This is a genomic window from Streptomyces sp. bgisy130, from assembly GCF_057708345.1.
On record NZ_JBYISA010000006.1, the window covers coordinates 219,262 to 236,224 of the forward strand.

15 protein-coding genes and 1 tRNA gene are annotated in these 16,963 nt (G+C 69.7%); 8 read left to right on the forward strand and 8 right to left on the reverse strand.

The features are described from left to right. Positions 1-75: 75 nt before the first annotated feature. From AC3EUV_RS11410 to AC3EUV_RS11435, 6 genes are all read left to right on the forward strand, one after another. Positions 76-846: a DUF881 domain-containing protein gene (locus AC3EUV_RS11410; protein WP_435602787.1), complete on the forward strand. Its 771-nt coding sequence runs from the start codon at positions 76-78 to the stop codon at positions 844-846. Positions 847-883: 37 nt separating this feature from the next. Beyond that, positions 884-1,606 (forward strand): class E sortase, encoded by a 723-nt coding sequence (locus AC3EUV_RS11415; RefSeq protein ID WP_435602789.1) that lies wholly within the window; start codon positions 884-886, stop codon positions 1,604-1,606. Positions 1,607-1,687: 81 nt separating this feature from the next. Further along, positions 1,688-1,861 carry a hypothetical protein gene (locus AC3EUV_RS11420; protein ID WP_018092075.1) on the forward strand — a complete coding sequence of 58 codons (174 nt, stop codon included), beginning with the start codon at positions 1,688-1,690 and terminating at the stop codon, positions 1,859-1,861. Further along, the gene (locus AC3EUV_RS11425; RefSeq protein WP_432141374.1) at positions 1,858-2,514 is read left to right on the forward strand and encodes an aminodeoxychorismate/anthranilate synthase component II; all 657 of its coding nucleotides are present in this window, start codon (positions 1,858-1,860) and stop codon (positions 2,512-2,514) included. Before AC3EUV_RS11420 ends, AC3EUV_RS11425 begins: the two co-directional genes overlap by 4 nt. Further along, positions 2,511-3,941 (forward strand): class E sortase, encoded by a 1,431-nt coding sequence (locus tag AC3EUV_RS11430; RefSeq protein WP_435602790.1) that lies wholly within the window; start codon positions 2,511-2,513, stop codon positions 3,939-3,941. The genes AC3EUV_RS11425 and AC3EUV_RS11430 overlap by 4 nt, the downstream gene beginning before the upstream one ends. 25 nt (positions 3,942-3,966) lie before the next feature. Further along, entirely contained in the window at positions 3,967-4,707 is a 741-nt protein-coding gene (locus tag AC3EUV_RS11435; RefSeq protein WP_432141372.1) for a class E sortase, read from the forward strand. Between the two features lie 102 nt (positions 4,708-4,809). Here AC3EUV_RS11435 and pknB read toward each other — a convergent pair whose 3' ends face one another. The 6 genes from pknB to AC3EUV_RS11465 form a co-directional block, all read right to left on the reverse strand. Further along, the gene (pknB, locus tag AC3EUV_RS11440) at positions 4,810-6,807 is read right to left on the reverse strand and encodes a Stk1 family PASTA domain-containing Ser/Thr kinase (RefSeq protein ID WP_435602791.1); all 1,998 of its coding nucleotides are present in this window, start codon (positions 6,805-6,807) and stop codon (positions 4,810-4,812) included. A 146-nt stretch (positions 6,808-6,953) separates the two neighbouring features. After that, on the reverse strand, positions 6,954-8,423 hold the full coding sequence (locus tag AC3EUV_RS11445; RefSeq protein WP_432141370.1) for a peptidoglycan D,D-transpeptidase FtsI family protein: 1,470 nt from the start codon (positions 8,421-8,423) through the stop codon (positions 6,954-6,956). Then, positions 8,420-9,805 carry an FtsW/RodA/SpoVE family cell cycle protein gene (locus tag AC3EUV_RS11450; protein ID WP_432141369.1) on the reverse strand — a complete coding sequence of 462 codons (1,386 nt, stop codon included), beginning with the start codon at positions 9,803-9,805 and terminating at the stop codon, positions 8,420-8,422. Before AC3EUV_RS11450 ends, AC3EUV_RS11445 begins: the two co-directional genes overlap by 4 nt. 23 nt (positions 9,806-9,828) lie before the next feature. Beyond that, positions 9,829-11,391, reverse strand: a complete 1,563-nt coding sequence (locus AC3EUV_RS11455; RefSeq protein WP_432141368.1) for a Stp1/IreP family PP2C-type Ser/Thr phosphatase — start codon at positions 11,389-11,391, stop codon at positions 9,829-9,831. A 132-nt stretch (positions 11,392-11,523) separates the two neighbouring features. Next, a complete protein-coding gene (locus AC3EUV_RS11460) occupies positions 11,524-12,054 on the reverse strand; it encodes an FHA domain-containing protein FhaB/FipA (RefSeq protein ID WP_042151061.1) in 531 nt (176 codons plus the stop codon). Between the two features lie 10 nt (positions 12,055-12,064). Next, entirely contained in the window at positions 12,065-12,898 is an 834-nt protein-coding gene (locus AC3EUV_RS11465; RefSeq protein WP_432141367.1) for an FHA domain-containing protein, read from the reverse strand. A 536-nt stretch (positions 12,899-13,434) separates the two neighbouring features. Here AC3EUV_RS11465 and AC3EUV_RS11470 point away from each other — a divergent pair. Further along, positions 13,435-13,518 (forward strand) — tRNA-Leu (locus AC3EUV_RS11470). Positions 13,519-13,706: 188 nt separating this feature from the next. On the opposite strand, the gene AC3EUV_RS11475 is transcribed toward AC3EUV_RS11470, so the two are convergent. After that, entirely contained in the window at positions 13,707-14,633 is a 927-nt protein-coding gene (locus AC3EUV_RS11475; protein WP_435602792.1) for a LysR family transcriptional regulator, read from the reverse strand. Positions 14,634-14,746: 113 nt separating this feature from the next. On the opposite strand from AC3EUV_RS11475, the gene AC3EUV_RS11480 reads away from it, so the two are divergent. Beyond that, entirely contained in the window at positions 14,747-15,979 is a 1,233-nt protein-coding gene (locus AC3EUV_RS11480) for an MFS transporter (RefSeq protein WP_432141365.1), read from the forward strand. Positions 15,980-16,208: 229 nt separating this feature from the next. Here the strand turns inward: AC3EUV_RS11480 and AC3EUV_RS11485 are convergent, their stop codons facing one another. Further along, positions 16,209-16,859, reverse strand: coding sequence for an FMN-dependent NADH-azoreductase (locus AC3EUV_RS11485; protein ID WP_432141364.1), 651 nt, complete (start codon positions 16,857-16,859; stop codon positions 16,209-16,211). Positions 16,860-16,963: the final 104 nt, after the last annotated feature.

Consider the following 16,963-nt stretch of genomic DNA (forward strand, 5'->3'; position numbering starts at 1 on the left):
CGGTGGGGAGCGGATTCCTTTCCCGGGCGTCCGTTAGCGTAGTGCTTCCGTGGCGTCGTAAGGAGTAAGGGTACGTTGAGCAATTCCGCTGACTCCCCCGACCGCCCCACCCGGTCCCGCCTGCGGCCCGTGCGGCTCCTCACTCTGGTCGTGTTCGCGCTCGCCGGGCTGCTGTTCTGGCTGAGCTTCGACACCGCGCGGGGCACCAATCTGCGCTCGGACGACTCGATGCTGCGGCTGTCCGACCTCATCCAGGAACGCAGCCACAAAAACGGCGCCCAGGACGACCGTAACGCCACCCTGCGGGACGAGGTCGACGCGCTCGCGCAGCGCGACAACGGCAGCTCCCGGGCCGAGGAGGCCAAGCTCAAGGCGCTGGAGAAGAACGCCGGCACCAAGCCGGTGAAGGGGCAGGGTGTGACGGTCACGCTCACCGACGCCCCGCCCAACGCCACCGCCAAGATCCCCGGGGTGCCCGAGCCGCAGCCCAACGACCTGGTCATCCATCAGCAGGATCTCCAGGCCGTGGTGAACGCCCTGTGGCAGGGCGGCGCCAAGGGCATCAAGGTCATGGACCAGCGGCTGATCTCCACCAGCGCGGTGCGCTGCGTCGGCAACACCCTGATCCTCCAGGGCCGGGTCTACTCCCCGCCGTACAAGGTCACCGCCGTCGGCGACCGCGAGGCCCTCACCAACGCGCTGACCGCCGCCCCCGCCATCCAGAACTACCTCCAGTACGTGAACGCCTACGGGCTCGGCTGGAAAGTCGACCAGCACGAGGCGGTGACTCTTCCCGGCTACTCCGGCACAGTGGATCTCCACTACGCACAGCCTGTGAAGCCGTAGCCCGCACGCCGCGGGCGCCGGGGAGGGGCGGGGCCGGATGACGCTGCGGGGCCGGACAACGGTGCGGTGGATCGTGCGGACCCTCAGCGAGATCTGTGTCACCGCCGGCGCACTGATCGTGCTCTTCGTGGCCTACCTCCTCTTCTGGACCGGCGTACAGGCCGACAGCGCCATGGACGGCGAGATCGGCAGACTCCGGCAGCAGTGGTCCACGGGCCGGGCCACCGCCCCCGACCGCACACCGGCCCTCGACGGCGACTCCACTCCGCCCGAACGGCCCCGCCGCTACACCTCGGGCGCCTCCTTCGCCGTCATGTACATCCCGCGCCTGGGCGCCGACTGGACCAAGCCCGTCCTGGAAGGCACCGCGACCGACGTCCTCAAGCGCGGCCTCGGCCATTACGCCCGCACCGCCCGTCTCGGCGAGATCGGCAACTTCTCCGTCGCCGGTCATCGCCGCACCTATGGCGACCCCTTCAAGGACTTCCCACGGCTCCGCCCCGGCGACGCGGTGGTGCTGACCGACGGCACGACCTGGTTCACCTACCGCATCGACAACCGGCCCTACACAACGCTGCCCGGCGACATCGGGGTGATCGACCCCGTACCGCGGAAGTCCGGCTTCAACGGCCCCGGGCGCTATCTCACGCTGACCACCTGCGAGCCGGAATGGGGCCACAGCCACCGGCTGATCGCCTGGGCACACCTGGATTCCACCCAACCCGTGGCACAGGGAAGGCCATCAGCTTTGACCGGCTGACCCACCTGGGCCCGCCCTCGCCCCTTACTCTGGTGTCGCAATCGACATCGTCATCGGCATCGGCAAGGGGACAGCGACAGCATGTACGGCTGGATCTGGCGGCATCTGCCGGGCAACACATGGGTGAAAGCGCTGATTTCCCTGGTGCTCGTGCTGGCGGTCGTCTTCGTGCTTTTCCAGTACGTCTTTCCGTGGGCGGAGCCGCTGCTGCCCTTCAATGACGTCACTGTCGATGAAGGGATGGCCGCCCGATGACCACACGGATTCTCGTCGTCGACAACTACGACAGCTTCGTCTTCAACCTCGTCCAGTACCTCTACCAACTCGGCGCCGAATGCGAGGTGCTGCGCAACGACGAGGTCGCGACGCGGCACGCCCAGGACGGCTTTGACGGGGTGCTGCTGTCGCCCGGACCCGGCACGCCCGAGCAGGCCGGCGTCTGCGTCGACATGGTCCGGCACTGCGCGGACACCGGCGTCCCGGTCTTCGGCGTCTGCCTGGGCATGCAGTCGATGGCGGTCGCGTACGGCGGCGTGGTCGACCGCGCCCCCGAGTTGCTGCACGGCAAGACCTCGCTAGTTCACCACGAGGACGTCGGCGTCTTCTCCGGGCTGCCGTCCCCCTTCACCGCCACCCGCTACCACTCCCTCGCGGTCGAGCCGGACACCGTCCCCGACGAACTGATCGTCACGTCCTGGACGGAAGCCGAGGACGTCCCCGGCGGACGGATCGTCATGGGCCTGCGGCACCGCGAACTCCCGGTCGAGGGCGTCCAGTTCCACCCCGAGTCGGTACTGACGGAGTGGGGGCACCGGATGCTGGCCAACTGGCTCGTCGAATGCGGTGACAAGGGGGCGGTGGAGCGCTCGACGGGGCTGGCCCCGGTGGTCGGCAAGGCAGGCGGGTGACCGCCCTGCGCCCGGAACGTGAAGGGAGACCCTACGAGCCGAACGAGCCGGACCGGCAGCCCGATCCGTTCGAGGCGGCGGTGGAGCGGCTGGACGACCCGCTGACCGATCCGCTGCCGGGCCAGGCGCCCCCGGCACCCGCGCCCGGTCCGTACGGGCAGCCGGGCCGTGGCCGCCGACGGGGCAAACCCGCTCAGGAGGGCGGCAGGCAGGGCTCACCGTGGTTCCGCCCGCATCTGGAGCCCGAAGGGCCGTCCCAGCCCGATCCGCAGGCGTACGGCCCTCAGACGGCCGCCTACGGCCAGGCGTATGGCCCCGGCTACGTCCCCCGCCCCGCCACCGCCGAGTCGATATCCCGGCGCGAAGCCGCCCCGGAGGCACCGGCGTCACCCGCCCCCGCCCCGCGGGTGAGCCCGAATCCGGCCGTGAGCCCCGCTCCGGTTGGGGCCGCTGCCCCCGCGTCGCGGCAGGACGACGAGACCATGGCGCTGCGGCAGGCGGAGAAGCCTGACGGGGACGGCGTTTCACGTGAAACCGGCACGATGGTTTCACGTGAAACCGCGGCAGCGACCCCGGCGCCCGGGGGCCGCGCAGCCCGGCGCAAGGCCGCTCAGGAGGCCGCCAAGCGGGGCGGCAGACGTGGACGCCACACCGGCGCCGCCGCCGCTACAGCGGCCGCTGCCTCCGCTTCCGAACCGGCCTCCGCCCCCATGTCCCGGCTGGAGGCCCGGCAGGCCGCACGAGCCGCCAAGGACAGCCCCAGCCTGATCGCCAGCCGCGCGCTGGGCGAGGTGTTCATCACCCTCGGCGTGCTGATGCTGCTGTTCGTCACCTATCAGCTCTGGTGGACGAATGTGCTGGCCGAGCAGGAGGCGGGCGGCGCCGCCAACAACCTTCAGCACGAATGGGACAAGGGCGGCGGCGAGAAGAAGAACCTCGCGGACGGTGAGCGCTTCGGGATCATGTATATCCCCAAGCTGGATGTGAAGGCGCCGATAGCCGAGGGGATCGACAAGCACAAGGTGCTGGACCACGGCCTGATCGGTCACTACGACAAGAACAGCGGGATCAAGACCGCGATGCCCTGGGACAAGAAGGGCAACTTCGCGGTGGCGGCCCATCGCAACACGCACGGCGAGCCGTTTCGCTATGTCAACCGGCTCACCAAGGGCGACAAGATCATCGTCGAGACGAAGAGCTCGTACTACACCTACGAGATGGAGAGCATCCTCCCGCAGACGTCGCCGAGCAACACCAGCGTGATCGGCCCGGTGCCGCCCGGCTCAGGATTCACCGGGCCCGGCCGCTACATCACCCTGACGACCTGCACCCCGGAGTTCACCAGTACCTATCGGATGATCGTCTGGGGCAAGATGGTCGACGAGCGGCCGCGGAGCAAGGGCAAACCGGATGCGCTCGCCGGCTGAGCAAACATAAGAGGGGTGCTACGCGGTGACTGCCACCGGAAACGACGAGGCATGCGACCGGTCCGCGCCGCCACTCAAGCCGCGCCGGGTGCGCCGGGCCCTCGCCTCCATCGTCAGCGTCATCGGTGAGCTGCTGATCACGGTCGGGCTGATCCTGGGCCTGTTCGTCGCCTACTCGCTGTGGTGGACCAATGTCCTCGCCGACCGCGAAGCGCACAAGCAGGGTGACCAGGTGCGCCGGCACTGGGCGAGCAACGGGCCCAAGGGGCCGGGCGAGCTGGACACCAAGGACGGCATCGGCTTTCTGCACGTACCGGCGATGAACAACGGCGAGGTGCTGGTCGAGAAGGGCACCGACTCCGAGATCCTCAACGAGGGGGTGGCCGGCTATTACACGAAGCCGGTCAAGTCGGGGCTGCCCAAGGACAAGAAGGGCAACTTCACCCTCGCCGCGCACCGCGACGGCCACGGCGCGAAGTTCCACAACATCGACAAGCTCAAGGACGGCGACCCGATCGTCTTCGAGACCAAGGACACCTGGTACGTCTACAAGGTCTTCGCGACCCTGCCGGAGACCTCGAAGTACAACGTGGACGTCCTCGACGACATCCCGAAGGAATCCGGCAAGCGCAAGGCCGGCCGCTACATCACCCTCACGACCTGCACTCCGGTCTACACCTCGACCTACCGCTACGTCGTCTGGGGCGAACTGGAGCGGACCGAGAAGGTCGACGCGGAGCGCACGCCGCCGAAGGAACTCCGCTAGGCCGCGGAGACTGCGGAGACCGCGGAGCTGCAACAGAAAGCCCCGGCGCCCTGTGAAGGGCTGCCGGGGCTTCGTGTGTGCCGGGCCGAAGCGGCCGGGCTGCTAGCCGAACGGTCCGCCGATGAAGCCGCCGCCGTCATCGCCGCCGTTGCCGTTGCCGCCGCCGTTGCCGCCACCGATGGTGGTCAGGGTCACGGTGGTGGTCTTGGGGTCGGACGGTGTCGTCGGCTGCGGGTCCTGGGCGGCCACGCGGGCGTTGTCGTCCTGCGGGCTGTCTCCGGCGAACTGGATGTTGGTGAAGCCGGCCTGCTGGAGCGCCTTCTTCGCGTCCTTCACGGTCTGGCCGACGACACCCGGTACCGGCGTCTGGGCCCCCGCCTTGCCGACCGTGAGGGTCACGGTGGAGCCGAGCTTGGCCGGGGTGTTTCCCTCGGGGCTCTGGCTCTGCACCTTGCCGACCTGGGCCGGGTCGGTGACGTCCTGTTCGACCTTGGCGACCTTGAAACCCAGGGTTTCAAGCTGCTTCTTGGCCGCCTCGAAGTCTTGGCCCGTGACGGGCGGGACGTTCGCCTTCGGGGACTCCTGAGCAACGGTGAGGACGATCTCCGTGCTCTTGGCCGCCTCGCTTTGGGCCTTGGGATTCTGGCCGATCACGGTGCCCGGGGCCCGGTCGGATTCCTTCTTGACCGGCCGGACGTTCTTGAAGCCCTTGCGCTCGAGGCGGTCGACCGCCTTCTCGTACGAGTAGTCCTCCACGTCCGGAACGGTGACCTTGACGGCCCCGGTGCACAGCGTGACCTGGACCGCCTCGTCCTTCTTGACCTCGCCGCCGGGCTTCGGGGTCTGCTCGGTGACCTGGCCCCGCTTGACGTTGTCGCAGGCCTTGCGGCCGGCCTCCTCGACCTGGAAGCCGCCGTTGCGACCGGACGCCTTGGCGTCCTTGAAGGACTTGCCGACGAGGTTGGGCACCGATGACGTGCCGCCCCCATTGGTCTTGGTGAACATCGCCTTGCCGATGAAGATCGCACCGATCAGGACGAGGACGGCCGCGAGCACCAGCAGGATCGTCGAGGTGTTGCTCTTCTTCTGGCCGCCACCGCGGCGGCGGTCGCCGCGGTCGTCATAGCCGTAGCCCCCGTCGTCCGCGTTCATCGGCGGAAGCATGGAGGTCTGGCCGGCCGGGTCCTGCGGACGCAGCATGGTGGTCGGCTGGTCCTGGTCGTAGCCGGCCGCGCCCATCGCGGAGGCCGCCGCGACCGGCTGGCCGTCCAGCGCCGCCTCGATGTCGGCACGCATCTCGTCGGCCGACTGATAGCGGTAGTCCGGGTCCTTGACCAGCGCCTTCAGGACGATGGCGTCCATCTCCGGCGTGATCTCGGGGTCGAAGTTGCTCGGCTTCTGCGGCTCCTCGCGGACATGCTGATAGGCCACCGCGACCGGTGAGTCACCGACGAACGGTGGCCGTACCGTGAGCAGCTCGTACAGCAGACAGCCGGTGGAGTACAGGTCGGAGCGGGCGTCGACCTGCTCGCCCTTGGCCTGCTCCGGCGAGAGGTACTGGGCCGTGCCGATGACCGCCGCGGTCTGCGTCATCGTCATCCCGGCATCACCCATGGCCCGGGCGATACCGAAGTCCATGACCTTGACCTGGCCGGTGCGCGTCAGCATGACGTTGGCCGGCTTGATGTCGCGGTGGACGATGCCGGCCCGGTGGGAGTACTCCAGCGCCTGGAGGACACCGGTGGTCATCTCCAGCGAGCGCTCGGGCAGCAGCTTTCTTCCGGAGTGCAGCAGCTCACGGAGCGTGGAGCCGTCGACGTACTCCATGACGATGTACGGGATCGAGACACCGTCGACATAGTCCTCGCCGGTGTCGTAGACCGCGACGATCGACGGATGGTTCAGCGAGGCGGCCGACTGGGCCTCACGGCGGAACCGGGCCTGGAAGGACGGGTCACGGGCGAGGTCCACCCGCAGCGTCTTCACAGCCACGGTGCGGCCCAGGCGGGTGTCATGCGCGAGGTACACCTCGGCCATGCCACCGCGGCCGAGCACCGAGCCCAGCTCGTACCGGCCGCCGAGGCGACGCGGCTCTTCCATAAGCTTCTCCAGCCCTCTCCGTCAGTCCCGACCGCACCGGTGTGTGGTCCGGCGGTGTGCTGTCCGGGCATACCGTACCCGCCACGCCGGACCGGACCGGGCCGGAGCCGCAACCTGATACGTGACCGGTATTGGCATGATCCGCGTCACTTCTCGCCTTCGAGTACCGCCTGCATGACGCGCTTCGCGACCGGAGCTGCGAGCTTGCCGCCGGCGATGTCATCGCGGAGCGTGTCGGATCCCTCAATGACGACGGCCACCGCGACGGGGGTGCCCTTGTCTGTCTTCGCGTAGGAGATGAACCAGGCGTACGGATTGTCCTTGTTGTTCTCGCCGTGCTGTGCGGTACCGGTCTTACCGCCGACTGTGACGTTCGGGATCTGGGCGTTGGTTCCCGTACCCGACTTGACCACGGTCTCCATGATGCTCTGGACCTTCTGCGCGTTCTCCGGGCTGAGCGGCTGGCTCATCTCCTGCGGAGTGTGCTGCTGGACCACATTGAGGTTCGTCGCGACCAGCTTGTCGACCATGTACGGCTTCATCAGCTTGCCGCCGTTGGCGACCGCCGAGGCGACCATGGCCATCTGGAGCGGCGTGGCGCGGTTGGAGGCCTGGCCGATGCCCGCCATCGCGTTCTGCGGCCGGTTGTCCTTGGGGAAGATGCTCTCCGAGGCGCGGACCGGGGTGTAGATCTCCGGGTTGTTGAAGCCGAACTTCTGCGCCTCGTCCATCATCTTCTTGTTGCCGAGATCGGCGCTGATCTTGCCGAACACGGTGTTGCAGGACACCCGCAGCGCTTCCCGCAGGGTGGCGTTCTTGCAGGGGATGTTGCCCTCGTTCTTCAGCTCGATGCCCGAGGTGTCGGGGAGCGTGTAGGGCAGCGGCGACCGGGTGTTGGTGTCGACGTCGTCGTAGAGACCGTTCTCCAGGGCGGCCGAGGCCGTGACGACCTTGAAGGTGGAGCCGGGCGGGTAGGTCTGGCGCAGCGCCCGGTTGAGCATCGGCTCGTCGGGGTTGCTCTTCTTCTGGAGCCCGCTGTACGCCTCGGCGTCCTTGTTGCTCATCCCGGCGAAGGTGGACGGGTCGTAGGACGGGGTGCTGGCCAGGGCCAGGATCGCACCGGTCTCCGGGTTGATCGCGGCGACCGCGCCCTTCTGGTGGCCGAGGCCGTCGAAGGCGGCCTTCTGGGCCTTGGCGTCAAGGGTGGTCACCACGTTGCCGCCCTTCTGCTTGCCGCCGGTGAACATGTCGACCGTGCGGCTGAAGAAGAGCCTGTCGTCGGTGCCGGAGAGAAACTTGTCGTTGAGCTTCTCGAGCTGGTTGGCGTCGAAGGCCTGCGAGGCGTAGCCGGTGACCGGCGCCCACATCTTGCCGTTCTTGTACGTCCGCTTGTACTTGAAGTCGCCGCTGTCGGTGGTCGTGGAGCCGGTGATGGCCTTGCCGTCCACGATGATGTTGCCGCGCGGGGTGCTGTAGCGCTCGATGGCGACCCGGCGGTTGTGCGGGTCGTTCTTGAGCTCGTCACCCTGGACGAACTGCACCCAGTTGACGCGGACCAGCAGGGCGAGGACGAGCAGGCCGCAGAAGATCGCGACCCGGCGCAGAGGCTTGTTCACGGACGGACCACCTGGGTCATCTCGGCGTCGGTGGAGGGGGCGGGGGCCGGCGCCGGGCGGCGCGCGGTGTCGCTGATCCGCAGCAGGATGGCGACCAGTGCCCAGTTGGCGATCACGGACGAGCCACCCTGGGCGAGGAACGGCATCGTCATACCCGTCAGCGGGATCAGGCCCGTCACGCCGCCGGCGACGACGAAGACCTGAAGGGCGAAGGCACCGGACAGGCCGATCGCGAGCAGCTTGCCGAACGGGTCGCGGGCCGCCAGCGCCGTACGGATTCCGCGCTCGATGAGCAGGCCGTACAGCAGCAGGATGGCCATCAGTCCGGCGAGGCCGACCTCCTCGCCGACCGTGGCGAGGATGTAGTCACTCTTCGGCGCGATACCGAGGATCAGGCGGGAGTAGCCCTGGCCCAGTCCGGAGCCGAGGATGCCGCCGGAGCCGAAGGAGTACATGGCCTGGGCGGTCTCGGTGACACCGCCGTTGAGCAGCTCCAGCGGGTTGAGCCAGTTGTGGACACGCGTCTGGACGTGCGACTCGAAGGTCGCCACCGCGACCGCGCCGCCCGCGCTGAGCAGCAGACCGAACACGATCCAGCTGGTCCGCTCGGTCGCCACGTACAGCATCACGACGAACAGGCCGAAGAACAGCAGCGAGGTACCGAGGTCGGTCTCGAAGACCAGGATCATCAGGCTCAGCGCCCAGATGACGAGGATCGGGCCGAGGTCGCGGCCGCGGGGGAGGTAGAGCCCCATGAAGCGGCGGCTGGCCAGCGCCAGCGCGTCCCGCTTCACCATCAGGTAGCCGGCGAAGAAGATCGCGATGATGATCTTCGCGAACTCGCCGGGCTGGAGTGAGCCGAGACCCGGGATCGTGATCCAGATCTTCGCGCCGTTCACACCGGGGAAGAACATCGGCGCGACCAGCAGCACCAGCGCGACCACCATCGAGATGTAGGTGTAGCGCTGAAGGACGCGGTGGTCCTTGAGGAAGATCAGGATGCCCAGGAAGAGCGCGACGCCGAACGTCGACCACATCAGCTGGTTGGGGGCCATCGCCTTGCCCAGCGACGGCTCCTGGTCCAGCCGCCAGATGAAGATCAGGCCCAGGCCGTTGAGCAGGGTGGAGATGGGCAGCATCAGCGGGTCGGCGTACGGCGCCCACTTGCGGACGACGAGATGCGCGACGCCCGCCAGCAGGCCCAGCCCGAGGCCGTAGCCCAGCACACCGGCCGGCACCGTACCGTCCTTCGCCAGACCGACGTTGACGTATGCGAAGACCGGAATCAGCACCGCGAAGATGAGCATCGCGAGCTCGGTGTTGCGGCGGCTCGGGGCTCCGATGGTGCCGATGGTGGTGGTGTTGGTGGTGCTGCTGCTCATGAGATCTACGGCCCCCTACGCCCTCACTGCTGGGTGCTGCAATTCTTTTCCAGCTTCTGCTGCTCCTGGGAAGGGGCCTGGCTGGGAGTGGCTTCGGGAGACGGAGACGTGGTCGCCGCCAGCGTGCCGGCGGTGCCGGTGCCGCTGTTCTTGCCGGTGCTGCCGGGCTTGGAGCTCGGCGACTGCGACGGGGAACCGGGCTTGCTCGGCGTGCCCGTCTGGCCGTGGCCCGGGTGACGCGCCGCGTCCCGCTCGGCGGCCTCCCGCTGCTCCTTACTACGGCAGGCGTTGGCCTGCTTGCTCAGTTCGGTGACCTTTTCGCCCGCTTGCGTGCGATTGTCGACCGCGATCGTCTCCTTGACCTGATTCCGCTGATACGGCGGCAGGTACTTGAGTTCGATCTCGGGGTGGTCCTCGTCGACATCATTGAGCCTGATCCACGCGAGGTCCTGGCTGATGCCCCGGTAGAGCGCGATGTGGTCGTCCTTGGCACCGACGAAGTACTGGGTCTGCGTCCAGTTGTAGCCCGCGTAGCAGCCGCCGCCCACGACGGCCAGCGCCAGCGCGATGAACAGTGACCGCTTGAGCCACCGCCCGCGCCGCCGCGGCTTGACGAAGTCCTCGTCCATGAACGCGCCGAACGAGCCCTGTGGCGGGCCGCCGACCTCCGTGTCACCGCTGCCGGGCGGCCCGAAGGCACCACCGGGCGCACCCGGGTTGGGGCCGCCGTGCCGGCCGAGTTCGGCGGCCCGGGCGGCGGGAGTCTGCATCGTGCTCGGGTCGCTGAGCTGGTTCTGGTTCTCCGCGACGGCACCGACGATGACCGGGGTGTCGTTGAGCTGGCCGGCCAGCGTCTCGTTGCCGTCCACGTCCAGGACGTCGGCGACGATGCAGGTGATGTTGTCGGGTCCGCCGCCGCGCAGCGCGAGCTGGATCAGCTCCTGCACCGTCTCCTGCGGACCGTGGTAGCTGGCGAGGGTCTCCTCCAGCGTCTGGTGGCTGACCACCCCGGACAGCCCGTCCGAGCAGATCAGATACCGGTCGCCGGCCCGCACCTCACGGATCGACAGATCGGGCTCGACGTGATCGCCGCTGCCCAGCGCCCGCATCAGCAGCGACCGCTGCGGATGGGTGGTGGCTTCCTCTTCGGTGATCCGGCCCTCGTCGACCAGCCGCTGCACCCAGGTGTGGTCCTGGGTGATCTGGGTCAGGACGCCGTCGCGCAGCAGATACGCACGCGAGTCGCCGACATGGACGAGGCCGAGCCGCTGCCCGGTCCACAGCAGGGCGGTCAGGGTCGTGCCCATGCCCTCCAGCTGCGGGTCCTCCTCGACCATCTCCCGCAACTGGTCATTGGCGCGTGTGACGGCCGTGCCCAGGGAGGTGAGGAGGTCGGAGCCGGGGACGTCGTCGTCGAGCTGGACGAGGGTGGAGATCACCTCGGAGGAGGCGACCTCACCGGCGGCCTGGCCGCCCATGCCGTCGGCGATGGCGAGCAGCCGTGGCCCGGCGTAGCCGGAGTCCTCGTTGCCCTCGCGGATCATGCCCTTGTGCGATCCGGCGGCGAAGCGCAGTGACAGACTCATGCGCACCTCTCCCGTCGGCTCGGGGTACAGCCGGTCTCTTCGAGCCACACTGCCCACCCTCCGGTCGGGAGCACGCCCGGGTCCGCCGAGTGGACCGCCGCGGCTCGCTCGCTCCGCTCGCTCATTGTCGTACTACTTCCGCAGCTCGATGACGGTCTTGCCGATGCGGATCGGGGCTCCCAGCGGAATCGGTGTCGGGGTCGTCAATCGGGTCCGGTCCAGGTACGTGCCGTTGGTGGAACCGAGGTCCTCGACGATCCACTGGCCGTCACGGTCCGGGTAGATCCTGGCATGCCTGCTGGACGCGTAGTCGTCGTCCAGCACGATCGTGGAGTCGTGCGCTCGGCCCAGAGAGATGGTCTGGCCTTGGAGGGCGACGGTGGTGCCGGTCAGCGAGCCTTCGGAGACCACGAGCTTCGTGGGCGCTCCGCGGCGCTGCCGGTTGTTGTTGCCGCGGCCGCCTTCCTGGCGGCGCTGCTGCTGCGGCGGTGCGGCAGCCTGACGCTGCGCACGCGCTTCCTGACCGCCGCGACGGGCGGCACCGCGTTGTGTGACGCGCGTGCCGAACAGATCGCTGCGGATGACCTGAACGGCCACGATGACGAACAGCCACAGTACGGCGAGGAAACCCAACCGCATGACCGTGAGGGTCAGCTCTGACATGCTCCCCGCTTCACCCTTCGGCTTGCCGGTAAACGATGGTGGTACTGCCCACGACAATCCGCGAACCGTCGCGGAGATTAGCGCGAGTGGTGTGCTGCCCGTCTACCACGATGCCGTTCGTGGAACCCAGATCCTGGACCATGGGGGGCGTTCCGACCCGGATCTCACAGTGACGCCGGGAGACACCCGGGTCGTCGATCCGTACGTCAGCGTCGGTGCTGCGGCCCAGCACGAGCGTGGGGCGCGAGATCTGATGGCGGGTGCCGTTGATCTCGATCCAGCGCCTGGTTTGCGCGTGGGGCTGCGGTCCTGCACCGGGCGGTGCCGTACGAGGTACGGGCTGTGCGCCGCCGGGAGGCGGGGACGAAGGCATGGGGGGCGGGCTCACATGGCCGCCGCCGGGCTGGCCGCCGCGAGGCGCCGCGGCGGAGCGCCGGTCGGCCGCGGGGCCCGGCTGGTCCTGCGACGAGCTGGAGGCGAGCGTGCGGCTGCGCACGCGGTACAGGCCGGTGTCGAGATCGTCGGCCTTCTCCAGATGGACCTTGATCGAGCCCATGAAGGTGTACCGCTGCTGCTTGGCGTAGTCGCGGACCATGCTGGAGAGCTCGTCGCCGAGCTGCCCGCTGTAGGGGCTCAGCCGCTCGTAGTCGGGGGTGCTCAGCTCGACGATGAAGTCGTTGGGGACGACCGTGCGGTCGCGGTTCCAGATGGTGGCGTTGTTGTCGCACTCGCGCTGTAGCGCGCCGGCGATCTCAACGGGCTGCACCTCGGACTTGAACACCTTGGCGAAGGTGCCGTTGACGAGACCTTCGAGACGCTGCTCGAAACGCTTCAGTACTCCCACGGGGCACCTCCTTCCTCAGTCTTCGTCGGGGTCGTCCTGATCGAGTCGTCCTGATACTGCTTACTGATCGTATCCACGCGTCGGGAAATCGGCTGGTTCCCCTTTCCCGCCTAGAGGACGAGTGTCGCCCCTCACAGGGTTGCCCGGTGCTTGTCTGCTCCTTGCCCACTGCTCGTGCACTGCGATCGTAGATGTGCCCCGAAGACAGTGTCCCGCAACCGCCGACCACTCCGGCCGGGCGGGGGCCGGAGTCGGACATGACGCGGGACCGGCCCGGTCGGCCGGCCCCGAGACGGACCGGACGGCCCGCACCCTGATTGCGGCTACCGCGAGTGTGACCCCTAGGGGCAGCGCGCGGCCAATGCCCGGGGGGTGAGGCGGGGTGCCGCCCTGGTTGCCGCAGGGCGGGGACCGGGGGAAAGGCGTGTGAAGACACCCCTGACAGCGTGCTAATGTTCTGGATGTCGGCAGGCGCTCGCACAAGACCCGGACGGAACCGCCCGGATCACGTGAGAGAATCAACCGGCAGCACCCATGCGCGGGTGGCGGAATAGGCAGACGCGCTGGATTCAGGTTCCAGTGCCCGAAAGGGCGTGGGGGTTCAACTCCCCCCTCGCGCACAGATGAGACCCCTGGTCTCCGGAGAAATCCGGCGACCGGGGGTCTTTCGTTGTGTTCGTCACTTGTTGCCTATGTCACGGGTCTGGGCCGCCGGCGGCAGCCCTCGGCCGGTCCGTTGAGGGCTACGTCACATCCGCACCCTCCGCCGCCCTCACCGGGCCCGTTTCCGCCCGCGCCGTTGCCTCCGTCACCCGGCGATTTCGGTCACGACCGTACGGAAGGCGCGGACCCGCGCGTTTTCCCGGGCGGTGTGGTGGACCAGGCCCAGGACCGAGCCCGGCAGGCCGGTGACGGGGACGAAGGCGAGGTCGCGGCGGCCGTGGTAGTCGGCGGTGGGGCGGCACAGCAGCATGCCGCCGCGGCCGGCCGCGGCGAGGGTGAGGCCCTCCTGGAGCGTGCTGACGCCGGGCCCGGCGGGGATCGGGCGGCCCTGTGGGGTGGCGGCCGGGGCGTGGGCCGCGCGCCAGTAGGCGGGCGCCGGGCCCGCCGGGGAAATCAGCGGGGTGGTCGCGAGATCCTCGGCGCCGATGGTGGCGCGGGACGCCAGGGGGTGCCGTGCGGAGACGGCGAGGGTCTGCTGCTGGGCCGGGAAGACGGCGCCGAGGGTGAGATCGGGCTCGGCGACGGGCAGCAGCGTGACGGCCGCGTCGACCGCGCCGCTGCGCAGCGCGCCGAAGGGGTCGCTCAGCGGGATCTCGACGATCTCGGTGGCGCAGCCCGGGTGGCGGCGGTGGAAGACGTCGAGAGCCCGCATGATCCGGTCGTCGGCGGTGCCCTGGAAGCCGACCGTCAGCCGACCGTCGATACCGCGGGCGGCGCTGCGGGCGCGCTCCACGGTGGCGCGCAGCGCGTCGTAGGCGGGGCGCAGCGACGTACGGAACTCCTCGCCGAGCGGGGTCAGGCGGACCCGGCGGCTGGTGCGGTCCACGAGGCGGGCGCCGATCCGGGACTCCAGGGCGCGCAGCAGCTGGCTGACGCGGCTCTGCGAGACATACAGCCGCTCACCGGTGCGGCCGAAGTGCAGCTCCTCGGAGAGGACGAGGAAGCACTCCAGCTCGCGCAGTTCGAGGCCGGGGGCGGGCAGGCCGGTGATGGCGGCGGGCGGGCCGCTCATGGGTGCCTCCGGGGATCGGGCGGTGGTCTGCGCGGTGGATCGATGAGTCCTGCTCATAGAAGCGTGAGAGGTGGGCCGTTGTTCCCCTGTGAGGGCGGGCGTTGGCTGGGGTCATGACGAACATCGAGGGCGGGGCGAGGTCCCGTGGCGCCGAAGTGGCCGCGCGGGCAGGGGAGTCGGAGCTTGGGCGGGGCGGTGGGCTGCCGGCCGTCGGGGCGCTGGCGGCGGCGACGTTCACGGTGGTGACGTCGGAGATGCTGCCGGTGGGGCTGCTGACCCCGATCGGCCGGGAGTTGCGGATCTCGGCCGGTACGGCGGGCCTGACGCTGACGGTCACGGGCCTGGTGGCGGCGGTGTCGGCCCCGTTGCTGACGATGCTGGCGGGGCGGCGGGACCGGCGGGCGGTGCTGGTGGCCCTGATGGGCACGCTGGCGGCGGCCAATTTGCTGGCGGCGTATGCGCCGAATGTCGTGGTGCTGCTGGTGGCCCGGGTGCTGGTGGGGCTGGGGATGGGCGGGGTGTGGGCGATCGCGGCGGGGCTCGCGGTGCGGCTGGTGCCCGCGCGGAGCGTGGCGGCGGCGACGTCCCTGATCTTCAGCGGGGTCGCGGCGGCGTCCGTATTGGGGGTGCCGGCCGGCACCTTCCTGGGCGAACTGGGCGGCCGGCGCACCGCGTTCGGGGCGATGGCCGTGGTCTGCGGGGCGGTCGCGGTCGCGCTGGCCGTACTGCTGCCACCACTGCCGGAGGCCGCCGCGGTGCGGCTGAACGGGGTGCTGGCGGTGCTGCGCGGCGCCCCCGTACGGACCGGGCTCGTCCTGGTGGCCCTCCTGGTGACCGGGCACTTCGCCGCGTACACGTATGTGCGGCCGGTGCTCGAGGAGGTGGCCGGCGCGGACGCCGGGCAGATCAGCACGCTGCTGCTGGCCTTCGGCCTCGCGGGACTGGCCGGGAACTTCCTGGCCGGGGCCGGGGCGGCGCGGTCACCGCGGGCGGCGTTGCTGGCGATCTGCGGGGTGCTCGCGGGGGCGGTGTTGCTGATGCCGCTGCTGGGACGCGGTGCAGGGATACCGGGAGCGGCCCTGTTGGTGACCGTATGGGGGCTGGCCTACGGGGGCGTGTCGGTCAGCACGCAGACCTGGCTGATGGCGGCCGCTCCGGGGGCCCGTGAGGCGGCCTCCGCGCTGTTCGTGGCGGTGTTCAACGGGGCCATCGCGCTCGGGGCGCTGGCCGGCGGGCGGGCCGCGGACGGCTGGGGCGCGACCGGTGCGCTGTGGCTGGGCGGGGCGCTCGCTGTGGGGGCGATGGTGGCGGTGGGGGTGGGGAGGGGGCCGGTGCGGGAGGGGTGATCGTGGCTGACGTGAGGACGCGGGGGGCGTGGGGGCCCGGGGCGCGGCGGCCGGGGCGTGGGGCCGAGGGGCCGGGGACCGGTGCTCCGGGGGCGGGCGCAAGGTGGGGGCCGGGGGCCGTGCCCTCCCGGCGGGTGCCCGCCGGGAGGTGGCTGCATCGGGCGCGCGCGGCCGTGCTGTCCGCCCGCTCGCGCCCCGATCTCGCCCCGCTCCGGTGTTGCGGCCGGGCTCAGGCGGCGAGGCGCGCGACGAGGGCCTTGGCCTTGGCCGCCGCGTCCTCGTGGGCCTTCTCGCGGGAGGTCTCGTACAGCGGGACCAGCTCGGCCATCGCCGGGTTGTTCGGAGCCATGGTCAGCTCGGGAACGATGAAGTCGACCTCCAGGCCCAGCCCGCCGTTCAGCACGGCCTCCAGGTAGTTCTGGACGTACTCGAAGGGCTCACGGGGCGTGCCCGGCGCGTAGGAACCGCCACGGCTGGCGACGACGGTGACCGGGGTGCCCTTGGCCGACGGCTGCTCGCCCGCCGTGCGCCCCATGATGATCACCTGGTCGAGCCACGCCTTGAGCGTGGAGGGGATCGTGAAGTTGTACATCGGCGCCCCGATGACGACCGCGTCGGCCCGTTCCAGCTCCTCGACGAGCTCGACGCGCCGTGCGAAGGCCGCCTGCTGCTCGGGGGTGTGGGTGGCCGGGTCGGAGAAGGCGGCGGAGGCGCCGGCGCCGTCGAGGTGCGGCAGCGGATCGGCGGCCAGGTCGCGGTGGATCACGGTGCCGTCGGGGTGCTGGTCCTCCCAGGCCTTGCGGAAGGCCGCGGTGACGGAACGGGAGGCGGAGCCGCCCTCGGGAAAGACGGACGAGTCGATGAGCAGAAGCGTGGCCATGGGATCGGTCCTTCGACAGGCGGCCGGGCGGCGCTCGACCACTGGTTAAATTCCGTACGTCACTATTGATAGCACAGGAACTTACTTTTCCGCAGTAGCCAACG